The 12,462-nt window shown below is 62.8% G+C and carries 11 protein-coding genes and 1 tRNA gene; 5 read left to right on the top strand and 7 right to left on the bottom strand.

Annotation, left to right across the window (positions count from 1 at the left end; all coding sequences use genetic code 11):
• Nucleotides 1-709: FAD-dependent monooxygenase (locus tag ACEQXE_RS00280; protein ID WP_370176892.1), on the top strand; the 709-nt coding region annotated here is incomplete at its 5' end.
• 41 nt (nt 710-750) lie between these two features.
• Here ACEQXE_RS00280 and ACEQXE_RS00275 read toward each other — a convergent pair.
• From ACEQXE_RS00275 to cpdR, 4 genes are all read right to left on the bottom strand, one after another.
• Entirely contained in the window at nt 751-1,983 is a 1,233-nt protein-coding gene (locus ACEQXE_RS00275; RefSeq protein ID WP_370030096.1) for an NADP-dependent isocitrate dehydrogenase, read from the bottom strand.
• A gap of 117 nt (nt 1,984-2,100) precedes the next feature.
• Nucleotides 2,101-2,364 carry a hypothetical protein gene (locus ACEQXE_RS00270; RefSeq protein ID WP_370030098.1) on the bottom strand — a complete coding sequence of 88 codons (264 nt, stop codon included), beginning with the start codon at nt 2,362-2,364 and terminating at the stop codon, nt 2,101-2,103.
• 60 nt (nt 2,365-2,424) lie between these two features.
• A tRNA-Val gene (locus ACEQXE_RS00265) sits at nt 2,425-2,499 on the bottom strand.
• Nucleotides 2,500-2,581: 82 nt separating this feature from the next.
• The gene (gene cpdR / locus ACEQXE_RS00260; RefSeq protein ID WP_370030100.1) at nt 2,582-2,974 is read right to left on the bottom strand and encodes a cell cycle two-component system response regulator CpdR; all 393 of its coding nucleotides are present in this window, start codon (nt 2,972-2,974) and stop codon (nt 2,582-2,584) included.
• A gap of 149 nt (nt 2,975-3,123) precedes the next feature.
• Here cpdR and ACEQXE_RS00255 point away from each other — a divergent pair, with 149 nt between their 5' ends.
• Nucleotides 3,124-4,020: an N-formylglutamate amidohydrolase gene (locus ACEQXE_RS00255; RefSeq protein ID WP_370030135.1), complete on the top strand. Its 897-nt coding sequence runs from the start codon at nt 3,124-3,126 to the stop codon at nt 4,018-4,020.
• Nucleotides 4,021-4,213: 193 nt separating this feature from the next.
• On the opposite strand, the gene ACEQXE_RS00250 is transcribed toward ACEQXE_RS00255, so the two are convergent.
• Together ACEQXE_RS00250 and ACEQXE_RS00245 are read right to left on the bottom strand one after the other, a co-directional pair.
• Nucleotides 4,214-4,999 (bottom strand): SapC family protein, encoded by a 786-nt coding sequence (locus ACEQXE_RS00250; protein ID WP_370030103.1) that lies wholly within the window; start codon nt 4,997-4,999, stop codon nt 4,214-4,216.
• 77 nt (nt 5,000-5,076) lie between these two features.
• Nucleotides 5,077-6,531, bottom strand: a complete 1,455-nt coding sequence (locus ACEQXE_RS00245; RefSeq protein WP_370030105.1) for an FAD-binding oxidoreductase — start codon at nt 6,529-6,531, stop codon at nt 5,077-5,079.
• A 166-nt stretch (nt 6,532-6,697) separates the two neighbouring features.
• On the opposite strand from ACEQXE_RS00245, the gene ACEQXE_RS00240 reads away from it, so the two are divergent.
• From ACEQXE_RS00240 to ACEQXE_RS00230, 3 genes are all read left to right on the top strand, one after another.
• A complete protein-coding gene (locus tag ACEQXE_RS00240) occupies nt 6,698-7,258 on the top strand; it encodes a hypothetical protein (RefSeq protein ID WP_370184022.1) in 561 nt (186 codons plus the stop codon).
• A gap of 133 nt (nt 7,259-7,391) precedes the next feature.
• The gene (locus ACEQXE_RS00235) at nt 7,392-8,774 is read left to right on the top strand and encodes a DEAD/DEAH box helicase (RefSeq protein ID WP_370030109.1); all 1,383 of its coding nucleotides are present in this window, start codon (nt 7,392-7,394) and stop codon (nt 8,772-8,774) included.
• 89 nt (nt 8,775-8,863) lie between these two features.
• Nucleotides 8,864-10,348, top strand: coding sequence for a diguanylate cyclase domain-containing protein (locus ACEQXE_RS00230; RefSeq protein ID WP_370030112.1), 1,485 nt, complete (start codon nt 8,864-8,866; stop codon nt 10,346-10,348).
• A gap of 163 nt (nt 10,349-10,511) precedes the next feature.
• Here ACEQXE_RS00230 and ACEQXE_RS00225 read toward each other — a convergent pair.
• A partial coding sequence (locus ACEQXE_RS00225; protein ID WP_370176891.1) for an ATP-dependent helicase occupies nt 10,512-12,462 on the bottom strand: 1,951 nt, incomplete at its 5' end.

Below are 12,462 nucleotides of genomic sequence, written 5' to 3'. Positions count from 1 at the left end.
CCAGGCCGAACTTCCGCTCAAGACCATCGGCGCGCCGATGGATGTGCTGTGGTTCAGGCTCGACCTGCCCGAGGAGATCGGTGCGGAGAGCTTCGGCGCGCTCGAAGCGGGCCGCTTCCTCGTCCTGATCAACCGCCGGACCTATCTGCAATGCGCCTTCGTCATTCCCAAGGGGGCGGGCGATGCGATTCGGGCTGAGGGAATCGCCGCGTTTCGCGACCGGATTCGCGGACTGGTGCCCGCGCTCGACCCCGAGATCGAGAAGCTGACCGACATGAACGCGGTCAAACTGCTCAGCGTTTCGCTCGACCGGCTGATCCGCTGGCATCGCCCCGGCCTGCTCGCCATCGGCGATGCGGCACACGCGATGAGCCCGATCGGCGGGGTCGGTATCAATGTGGCGGTGCAGGATGCGGTGGTCGCGGCGAATGTGCTTGCCGAGCCGTTGGCGCGCGGAGAGGATCCCGACCCGCTTCTCGTCCGCGTACAGCAGCTGCGTGCACGTTCGGTCCACTATACGCAGATGCTGCAGAAGCTGATGCAGGATCGATTTATCATGCCAATCCTTGAACGCGAGGAGCCGATCGAGCGCGCGCCGTTGGCGATGCGGATCATCGATTCGCTCGGCCCGCTCCAGCGCGTGCCAGCGCGGCTCATCGGGCTGGGGATCGATACACCGCACATAGAAAGCCCCGACGCCTACGCCTGAACGCAGCCGCGGGGGCCATCCCGATATCGGGGAGGGTCGGATTACGCCGGGGCGAGGCCCTGCTTGGTCATTTCCGCTTCCAGGTTGGTCACGATCGCTTCGAAGAACTGCTCGGTGGTCAGCCAGCTCTGGCCCGGGCCGATCAGCAGCGCGAGATCCTTGGTCATCTGGCCGTTCTCGACCGTCTTGATGCAGACCTTCTCCAGCGTTTCGGCGAACTTCACCACCTCGGGCGTGTCGTCGAACTTGCCGCGATACATGAGGCCGCGCGTCCACGCGAAGATGCTGGCGATGGGATTGGTGCTGGTCGCCTTACCCTGCTGGTGCTGGCGATAGTGGCGGGTGACGGTGCCGTGCGCGGCTTCCGCTTCCACGGTCTTGCCGTCGGGCGTCATCAGCACGGAGGTCATCAGGCCGAGCGACCCGAAGCCCTGCGCGACAGTGTCCGACTGGACGTCACCGTCGTAGTTCTTGCAGGCCCACACGAACTTGCCGTTCCACTTGAGCGCGGCGGCGACCATGTCGTCGATCAGGCGATGCTCGTAGGTGATGCCGGCGGCCTTGAACTTGTCCGCGAATTCGGCGTCGAACACTTCCTGGAACAGATCCTTGAAGCGGCCATCGTACTTCTTGAGGATGGTGTTCTTGGTGGAGAGGTACACCGGCCAGCCACGGTCGAGGCCGTAGTTCATCGAAGCGCGCGCGAAGTCGCGGATCGATTCGTCGAGATTGTACATCGCCATCGCGACGCCCGAGCTTTGGAACTCGTACACGTCGAGATCGATCTTCTCGCCATCTTCGCCTTCGAAGACGAGGCGCAGCTTGCCCGCGCCGGGGATCAGCGTGTCCTTGGCGCGATACTGGTCGCCGAAGGCGTGGCGGCCGACCACGATGGGATCGGTCCAGCCCGGCACCAGCCGCGGCACATTGTCGATCACGATGGGCTCGCGGAAGACGACGCCGCCCAGGATGTTGCGGATCGTGCCGTTGGGACTGACCCACATCTTCTTGAGGTCGAATTCCTCGACCCGCGCTTCGTCGGGAGTGATGGTGGCGCACTTCACGCCGACGCCGTGTTCCTTGATCGCGTTCGCTGCATCGATCGTGATCTGGTCGTCGGTGGCGTCGCGGCTCTCGATCGAAAGATCGTAATATTTCAGGTCGACGTCGAGATAGGGCAGGATCAGCCGCTCCCGAATCCACTGCCAGATGATCTTCGTCATTTCGTCGCCGTCGAGCTCGACGACCGGGTTCTTGACCTGAATTTTTGCCATTATTCGTCCTGTCGGTACCGCGTGTTTCAAGATGGGGGTGAAATCTGGCGCGGCTTTAGCAGGTGGCGGGGCACGTGCAAGGCGGGCGGGCGCTGCCGATTGGCTGCAGGTTGTCGATCAGTTCAAATCGAGAGACCGTAGCCAGGCCAAGGCGCCATCATCCATGCCCTTGAATTTCGGCGCGTCCTCAAGAGGCGCAACCAGAAGCGCGGCATCGTCGGCCAGTTGCCACTTGACCCTGTGATAGAGCTTGGATCGGGTAAGATCGCTGAGGATGCAGTAGATACCCGGGGCAAATCGCCGCCCCTCGCCGTGCAGGTCCAGCGAGTCGGGAATGGTATCCGGGTCCGGGACGATAAGCAGGTACAGGGCTTGGGTCACATCTTCCCCCGTAAGCGATATTCGTCGCGCGAGATCAGGTAATTGGCGGGAAATGCGCGATGGTGGGCGTAGCAAGGATTGAACTTGCGACCCCTACGATGTCAACATAGTGCTCTACCACTGAGCTATACGCCCACACCATCGCATGTGCCGCCGTGACGGCGGACGCGCCAGATAGCGGCGCCGCGCTCGCGAGACAAGACCCTAGAGCCGTGTCCTACAGCTGGGCCTCTTTCGCCTCTGCAAAAACCCGGTCCACCTCCAGCACGAGGTCGCGAAGGTGGAACGGCTTGGAGAGCACCTTGGCCTGCGGCTGATCGGCATTCGCTTTCAACGATACCGCCGCGAAACCGGTGATGAACATCACCTTGGTGTCCGGGCTCATCTCGTTGCAGCGCTGGGCCAGTTCGATCCCGTCCATTTCCGGCATCACGATATCGGAAAGGAGCAGGTCGTAATTGCCATTTTCCAGCAGCGGCAATGCGGCCGTTCCGCAGTCGACCGAATCGACCGCATAGCCAGCCTTCTCCAACGCGCGGGCCAGGTAAGTCCGCATTGCTTCCTCGTCCTCTGCAAGGAGGATTCGCCGATAAGGTGTGGGTTCGCTCATATGCAGTCTGCCTTAGCGTGCACCGCTTAAGGAATCTTTGGCAAGCGCGCGCCGTGCCCTGCTTTGACACACACCCTCTTCGCGTCCAGCACTTGGCAGGAACGGAGACGGTTGTGAGCGGCGATTCGAGACAGGAAATTGTCGGAGGGATGATCCCGGGCAGCGGCGAGCCTGCATTCCGCCTGCGGGGTGTGGATGAGGCCACGATTCCGGTGCTGATCGCTGCTCCGCACGGAGGGCGGGCTTACCCACGCGATGTGGATGCAAGGTTGCGCAATCCGGGGGTTGCCAAGCTTCGGCTGGAGGACCGGCTGGTCGACGAACTGGCGCTGGCGGTTGCGAATCTGTCCGGCGCGGCGACGCTTGTGGCTCGCGCGCCGCGCGCGATGCTCGATCTCAACCGCGCGCCAGATGATCTCGACTGGTCGATGATCGACGAAGGCCGGCCCACCGGCGTTACGCATTCAAGTGCGAATCGACGGGCCCGTAGCGGGCTCGGGCTGGTGCCGCGGCGTGTATCCGGGGTGGGCGAGATCTGGCGTGCGCCTCTGTCCGGCGACGAAGTGGCGGCTCGCATTCACGGCATTCACGATCCCTATCATCGCGCGCTTGCACGGGCACTCGGCGATATTCGCCGGGCGTGGGGCGTGGCGCTGCTGATAGACCTGCATTCGATGCCGCCGCTGCGCACTCGCCATCCGGGGGAACAGCCGACCGAGTTCGTGATCGGGGACCGCTTCGGCGCCTCGTGCGAGGATCGTGTTGCCAGCCGTGCGATACAGTTTCTCGGCAGCCATCAGCGTGGTGTGGCACACAACCGCCCCTACGCGGGCGGATATGTCCTCGATCGGCATGGTCGCCCCTCGCTCGGCATGCATGCGCTGCAGCTCGAAATTTGCAGGACGCTGTATCTCGACGCGCGGTTCGAAAGCCCGTCGGCGCGCATGCCTGCGCTGGCGCGCCTGCTGGCCGACCTTGTGCGTGCGCTGGCAGCCGAAATCCTGCCGGGAGAGCGGGACTACGACCTGCCGCTTGCTGCCGAGTAAGTATCTGACAGAACATAAAAAACCACCCCGTGCAGCATGTGCACGAGGTGGCCAAGGTTCAGGGAGGAAGCGCGCCCGAAGGCGCGCTTATCCGGGCGGTTTTGAGGGGGGAGTACCACCCGGACACCATAAATCTGGGGTGCGCTGCAGCATTGTCAAGGAGTGCGGCGCACAACCCGGTGAAGCGTTGGTGTTACCCGGCAGGCTGCGCATTGGGGGCTGGAATCTTGCCCTGCTGTTCCTGCTTGGCAAAAATCATCCGCATCAGGTCGAGCGAGTTCAGGTGCGCATAAAGCAGGGGCAGCATGCCGTCCTTATTCCACTTTTCGAGCGTCGCGCCATCCATCTGGCGCAGCTTTTCCTGATCGATCATGCGGAAGCCCTTGTAGACATAAGGCTGGCCGGGGGCATCGCCCCGTTCGATCGAGACTTCACCATCCATCAGCAGGTCGTGCTGCATCAGCTGGTCGGTCATGTTCTTGGTGCGCATGCCGGCCTGTTCGAACTTCTCGCAGAAATCGAGGATCGCCTTGGTCTGCTCGGTGGTCGAGCCGTCTTCATTGAACAGCTTTTCGCCCTCGTCGAATTCACCCACCGCATTGCAGGTCGGGTCGAAGCAGAGCGAAAGCTCTTCGTTTTCTTCCGAAAGGCGGGCCAGCAGGAACGGGTAGCGACGGATATAGGCGGGCACGTAGACCGGCTCGTTCAGCTTGCCTTCGTCGTCGAAGAAAGTGTTCACGCCTTCGTTCAGGCCCAGCAGCGCCAGCGGCAGCGGATTTTCGCCCGAGGAGAAGATAATCGGGAAATGACGCCCGGCCTGGACGAACTCGTCGGCCGTGAGCGGGATCATGTGCTGCGAAGTCAACCAAGGCGCCGATTCGGTCAGGCGGTTGCGGAAGTTCATGTGATCCCGCGTGTTGAGCGGCATCAGATCCTGATAGAACATGGGAAGCTGGGGCTGTTGCGGCGCGCTGGCCATCGGTCTCTCCGTAATCGGGCTGAAATTGTCCTGAGGCTGGCAGAAGACGCCATGCCCCTGATCGGGAAACCGCGCCTTTAGGCGTCGGGCGGGTCGCTGGCAAGCGGCACAAGTTTGCCCGGGTTCATGATCCCGAGCGGGTCGAGCGCCTGTTTCACCCCGCGCAGAATCGTCAGCGCAGCCGGATCGGCGAGACGGGCAAGCTCATCGCGTTTCATCTGGCCGATGCCGTGTTCGGCACTGATAGAGCCGCCCCATTGGGTCACCAGATCGTGCACTTTTGCGCTGATCTGCTTGCCTTGCGTTTCGTTCCACGTGCCACCCGACGTGCCCGATTGTGCGCCCTCGGGAGCGCGCAGGTGAAAGTGGACATTGCCATCGCCCAGGTGTCCAAAGGCGACCGCCTGCGTACCGGGGAACTGGCGTTCCAGAATGGCACTGGCCTGTTCGATAAAGTCGGGCATGCGTTCGACCGGTACCGAGATGTCATGCTGGACCGCGGGCCCGCGGGCGCGTTCGGCGGAGGAAATGCCATCGCGCAGCGCCCACAGGGCCTCGGCCTGCGTTTCGTTCGCCGCGATAGTCGCATCCGTAATGAGTCCATCCGACATTGCTTGTTCGAGCAGCTGTGTCGCGCGTGGCTCCAGCGATCCGGCGTCTGCTTCATCGGCAACGCATTCCAGCAGGGCATACCAATGGTAAGCGGAGCCGAGCGGATCGCGCGCCGCAGGCTCATATTCCAACACGGATTCAAGTGCCGTGCGCGGCATGATTTCGAACCCTTCCAGCGCGTCTCCTAACCGGTCGGAAGCCAGCAGGAGCAGGCGGCGGGCCTGCTGGACCGAATCCAGCCCCACGAATGCTACGCGCCGCGCAGCGATTTGCAGTATCAGGCGAAGGGTCGCCGCTGTGACGATTCCGAGCGTCCCTTCGGACCCGATCAGCAGCTGCTTCAGATCGAACCCGCGATTGTCCTTCTTCAGCGCCGCGAGCGTATCCAGCACGGAGCCATCGGGCAGCACCGCCTCCAGCCCCAGCACTTGCGCGCGCATCGTGCCGTGGCGCAAGACCTGCGTACCCCCTGCGTTGGTCGAGATCAGACCGCCGATGGTGGCCGACCCCCTGCCTCCAAGCGTCAACGGGAAACGCAAGCCGCGCTCCGCTGCGGAATCGTGCAGCGTCTGTAGGACCACACCCGCTTCGCACACCACTTGCCGCGCCTCTTCGTCCCACCGGCGGATGGCATTCATCCGCCGTAGCGAGAGGAGGAGGGAACTGCCGCCATCATCGGGCGTGGCGCCACCAGACATGCCGCTATTCCCCCCCTGCGGGACGATCGGCACGCGATGCTGTGCGCACAGCCTGACCAGCGCTGCGACTTCCTGCGTGGTTGCGGGGGAGGCCAAGGCGAGCGCCCGCCCGGTATAGCGCCCGCGCCAATCGGTCAGCCATGGCTCCATGATCTGCGCATCGAGGGTCAGTCCGCGCGTGCCGAGCAATTCCCCAGCATCATCCAGAAAGGCATTGTGCATGTTGCCGCATTGCCACAGTTTGGCGACGCAAGGCCAGCAGATTGGGGCTTCACCCCGCCGCAATTAAGCCGCCATTCAATTGCACGACCTATTGCGTGCGACGGGCAGATCGAACGGGGCGGGGTCATAACTGGACTTTCCGCCGCAAGAGGTAAACGGCACGCGCATGTTTTTCATGGCCGCATTTCTGGCACCGGCACTGGGTCTTGCCCCGGTTAGCGAGACCGATGTCTCGAACGTGGCCTTGCCCAACCTGCAGCCCGCGTATGCTACCGAGACTCCAATCGAGATGCCGGAAGCGTCGGCACCCGGCTGGCTGGTAGCGGAAGCGTGGCGGGGAGACCGGATTGCGCACCAGGTGCGCATCCGGCAGCAGATTACGATCCGCGTTTCCCCTCGTCGCCCCAATACGCGCGAGCTGGTCGCCAACTGGCGTGAAGTGCTTCCGCAAAGATACGAACAGCGCAAGATCGGCAAGTGCGTCCCCGCGCGCAGCGTGGTGGGCGTACAGACGGTCAGTTCGCGAGACCTGGTGCTCTATCTCTCCGACAGCCGCATGATCCGCGCGCAGCTGCGCAAATCGTGCAATGCGCGCGATTTCTACCTCGGTTTCATGGTCGAGCCGAATGAGGACGGGAATATCTGCGCCGGTCGCGATACGCTGCGCGCCAGGACAGGCGCGACCTGCAAGATCGAGGCGATCCGCCAGCTTGTCCCCGTCGAGTAGGGCGGTACCCCGCGCATTTTCTTGACATTGTCACGGGTTTCCGCGAAAGCGCGCGCGCTTCCGTGGGCCTGTCTCCTGCGGATCGAAAGCGCGCGGGATTGGCCGCACTACACCACCACATCCGGAACCCTGAATGAAGTTTGCCGATCTCGGCCTTTCCGATAAATTGCTGCAGGCGGTCGAAGCCGCCGGATACAGCGAGCCCACGCCGATCCAGGCGCAAGCGATCCCGCCCGTGCTGATGATGAAGGACATCATCGGTATCGCGCAGACGGGTACCGGCAAGACCGCCAGCTTCGTGTTGCCGATGATCGATATCCTCGCGGCAGGTCGCCGCCGTGCGCTGATGCCGCGCTCGCTGATCCTCGCGCCGACCCGCGAACTCGCGGCGCAGGTGGCTGAAAACTTCGAGAAATACGGCAAGCAGCACGATCTGCAGCTCGCGCTGCTGATCGGCGGTGTCCAGATGGGCGACCAGGTCAAGGCGCTGAACGAAGGCGTGGATGTACTGATCGCCACGCCTGGCCGCTTGATGGATCTGTTCGAACGCGGGAAGATCCTGCTCAACGGGTGCGAACTGCTGGTGATCGACGAAGCCGACCGGATGCTCGACATGGGGTTCATCCCCGATATCGAGACGATCTGTTCGAAACTCCCCGAACCGCGTCAGACCCTGCTGTTCAGTGCGACCATGCCGCCGCCGATCGAAAAGCTGGCGGGCAAGTTCCTGAACAATCCCAAACGGATCGAGGTCAGCCGCGCGGCCTCGACCAACGAGAATATCACCGCCTTCAAGATCGCCACCAAGCCGCGCGAGAAGCGCGAGACCTTGCGCTGGTTGCTGTCGCACGATCACGTCGAGACTGCGATCATCTTCGCCAACCGCAAGACGACCGTGCGCGAGATCAACAAGAGCTTGCAAAGTCACGGTTTTGCCAGCGGCGAAATCCACGGCGATATGGACCAGTCGAGCCGGATTGCCGAACTGAACCGTTTCAAATCAGGCGAGATCAATATCCTAGTCGCCTCGGATGTCGCCGCGCGCGGGCTCGACATCAAGGGTGTCAGCCATGTCTTCAACTTCGATACGCCCTGGCACCCGGACGACTATGTTCACCGGATCGGGCGCACGGGCCGCGCAGGCGCCAAGGGGCGCGCCTTCACGCTGGTGACGGGCGAGGATGAAGAGGCGCTCGCCAATATCGAGAAGCTGACGGGGGCCAAGGTCAAGCCCTTCGGCAAGTCCGACGTGCGGGTCGATCTGCTCGAGGCGAAGTCCCAGCCCAAACCCAAACCCGAAGCCAAAGAGAAGCGCGCGGAAAAGAATCGCCGCGGCGACGAGGATCGGGATGCAGGCCGCGCACCCAAGGCACAACGCGAGCGTGGCCCGCGCAAGGGTGACGACGCGCCATCGCGCTCGCGCGGCAGCCGCCGGCGGGATGCAGATGACGAGGCAGTCCCGGCGGGCGAGTGGAACGGGCCCAAGCCCGATTTCCTCTCGGTGAGCGCGCTGTAGCGATGCCCTGAGGCGGTAGTCCGAACGCCTGTATTAGGCCGCTTTTAACCACTTTCCGGCATTCTCCTCCTCTACGGAAGGAATGCTGGATGCCCGACACAACTGCTCGCGACGAGGTGCTCCGTCAGCAAACGCTGACCGCACTGCAAATTCTCGACACTGCGCCCGAGGATGAATTCGACGCTGTGGTAAAGGCTGCACGCCGCATCTTCGGCTGCCGGACATCCTTCATCTCTTTCATCGATAGCGACCGCCAGTGGTTCAAGGCACGCGAGGGCACCGATCTTCGCGAAACTCCGCGCGATTGCTCGATCTGCGCAATAGCGGTGGAGCAGAACCGGGAAATTCTGGTCGAAGACCTGCAGGCGCACCCGCAATTCGGCAAGAATCCGGCAATCGCCGATACTCCCGAACTTCGCTTCTATGCTTCCATCCCTCTGGCTGGACCCACAATCGGCGAGGCATCTGCGCCGATCGGCACACTATGCGTGATCGACGATCATCCGCGCACTGCCACGCCCGACGAACTGTCCGAACTGCGCCAGCTTGCGCTGGTCATCGAATCGCTATTGCGCACCCGACTGGACGCGAAACTATCGCGCATCGCTTTGGCCGAGCGCAGGGCGCTGATCGACAATCTCCACCGCACGCATCGGCAGTTCGAACTGGCCGAACAGATGGCGCAGATCGGCCACTGGCGCCTCGACCTCAACACCGATGAAGTATTCTGGTCGAAGCAGACCTGCGCGATCCACGGCGTCGAGAGCGCCGATGACGAAGTGCTGAAGCATGCTCTTGAATTCTACATGCCGCACGATCGCGCCCGCCTGGAGACCGCGATCCGCGATTGCCGCGAAACCGGCAAACCCTATGACCTGGAGTTAGATTTCCGCGATGCGAAGGGCGTACTCAAACGTGTACGCACACAGGGCGAGGTCGAGATTCTGAATGGCGATCCCGTCGCCATGATCGGTGTCTTCCAAGACATTACGGACCGCTACCATCTCGAAACGCGGCTGCGCACCGCGGCGCATGTCGACGACCTGACCGGCCTGCCCAATCGTGCCCGCCTGAACCAGTATCTGGACGATGCGATCACCAGTTCGTGCAAGGCGAACAAGCCCCTGGCGCTGCTGCTGATCGACCTCGATCGCTTCAAGGAAACCAACGATGTCCTCGGCCATGAAGCGGGCGACAAGGTATTGAAGGAGGTTGCCAGCCAGCTGGTGAGCGAGCCCTTTGTCGGCCAGTTTTCCGCACGCCTTGGTGGCGACGAGTTCGTGATGGTAATCGAGAAAGAAGAGTTGCTCATCGATTTGCAGAGCACGCTTGCCACACTGCTGGGTCGCCTGACCTTTGCGGTTGGCCGCGATGACGAGAGCCTGACGGTCAGCGCGACGATCGGTGCCAGTTGGCTGACCGACAATAATAACGAACGCAGCGCGTTGCTTCGGTGCGCCGACCATGCGCTGTATCAGGCCAAGCGGGCCGAGCGCGGTACAGCCTCGATCTGCCCCGACGCGATCGCCGGCGATCGTGTGCGCGCGGCCCCGCACCTACGCGCGGTGGGTTAGAACAATCCCACCAGTCTGTAGGCGATTGCCCAGACGCCGAAGGCAAGGATTGCCGACCAGAAGGCTGCCCATGGCACCCACAGGAGCCACCACGCCCAATGCTGCCGTACGGGCGGCTTCAACCCCGGGATGCTGGATAGCATATCCATAAGGAACGCCAGCATCAGTCCGCCAGCTTCACAAAGCTGTCGATCACGCGCTTGGTGCCGCTGGTCTCGAATTCGATCTCCAGCTTATTGCCTTCCTGGCTCATGACCTTGCCGTAGCCGAACTTGTCGTGGAACACGCGTGCGCCCAGAGCGACATCGGTGCGCGGCTTGGCGGCAAAGCTGGCGGCGGATCGGCGGTTTTCCAGCACCCGTGCAGGCCGTGTCTCGTAGCCTGTCGCAAGCGCGCGCTGCCAACCGGGCCCGCGCGCCTGGGATCGGTCGGGGCGGTCGCGCGTGACATGGGCGAAGGGATCATCCTGTTCGCTCCAGTTGGCACGCCACAATGACGCACCGCCGCTCATCGTGGTTTCGCTCTCGACGTGGGCGTCGGGCAATTCCTCGATGAAGCGGCTGGGGATCGAGCTGGTCCACTGGCCGTAGATGCGCCGATTGGCGGCATGCAGGATGGTGCAGGCTTTCTTCGCACGCGTGATCGCAACGTAAGCGAGGCGGCGCTCCTCTTCCAGTGAGGCGAGACCGCCTTCGTCGAGCGCACGCTGCGAGGGGAATACGCCTTCTTCCCACCCGACCAGGAACAGGTGATCGAATTCGAGGCCTTTCGCCGCATGGATGGTCATGATGGTGACCTTCGCCTCGTCGGCGTTCGCGTCATTGTCCATCACCAGCGCGACATGCTCGAGGAAGTCGCCCAGAGTTTCGTAGTCTTCCATCGCGCGCGCGAGTTCGGAGAGGTTTTCGAGCCGCCCCTTGGCTTCGGGCGTGCGCTCGTTTTCGAGCATTGCCTGATAGCCGCTTTCCTCCAGCACCTGCCGCAGCAGTTCTGCAGGGGCCAGTGCGTCCGCCTGTTCGCGCCACTGGAGGAACTGGCGCATCAAGCTGCCAATCGTGCCGCGTGCACGCGCAGGAAGTTCGTCGCTGTCTGCAAGGTCCAGCGAGGCGGCGGCGAGCGGCATGCCGGTGCGCCGCGAATGCTGGTACATCTTCTCAAGCGTCTTCGCGCCGAGCCCGCGTTTGGGCTGGTTGTAGATCCGCTCGAACGCGAGATCGTCTGCCGGCTGCGCGATCACCCGCAGGTAGGCGAGTGCATCGCGGATTTCGGCGCGTTCGTAGAAGCGGAAGCCGCCGATGATGCGGTAGGCCATGCCGATCTGGATGAAGCGATCCTCGAACTCGCGGGTCTGGTACTGTGCGCGCACGAGGATCGCGATCTCGTCCAGCCCGATGCCTTGCTGTTCAAGGCTTTCGATCTCCTCGCCAACACGGCGCGCTTCTTCGGGCCCATCCCACACGCCGATCACGCGGACCTTGTCGCCCGTATCCGCCTCGGTCCACAATTCCTTGCCCAGCCGCTGGCTATTTGCGCCGATCAGGCCCGATGCCGCGCCCAGGATATGCGGGGTGGAGCGATAATTCTGCTCCAGCTTGATAACCTTGGCGCCGGGAAAATCCTTCTCGAACTTCAGGATGTTGGCGACTTCCGCGCCGCGCCACGAGTAGATCGACTGGTCGTCGTCGCCCACCACGCAGATGTTCTTGCGGTTCTGCGCCAGCAGCCGCAGCCACAGGTACTGGACCTGGTTGGTGTCCTGATATTCGTCGACAAGGATATATTTGAAGCGGTTCTGGTACTGCTCCAGCACGTCCGAATTCTGCCGGAAGATGTTGAGCATGTGCAGCAGCAGATCGCCGAAGTCGCAGGCGTTCAGCGCTTGCAGCCGCTTCTGGTAGGTTCCGTAAAGCTGCGCGCCGCGGCCATTGGCGTAGCTTTCGTTCTCCACCGCATCGAGATCGCCGGGGTTGAGCCCGCGGTTCTTCCACCGGTCGATCAGCCCGGCGAGCTGGCGTGCGGGCCAACGCTTCTCGTCCAGCTCCGCCTCGGCAATCAGTGTCTTGAGCAGCCGCAGCTGTTCGTCCGGGTCGATGATCGTGAAATTGCTCTGCAAT

This window comes from Alteriqipengyuania sp. (assembly GCF_964222115.1).
Classification (GTDB): Bacteria; Pseudomonadota; Alphaproteobacteria; order Sphingomonadales; family Sphingomonadaceae; genus Alteriqipengyuania.
Note: the sequence above shows the minus strand (reverse complement) of the source record. Positions and strands in the feature narration are given on the sequence as shown.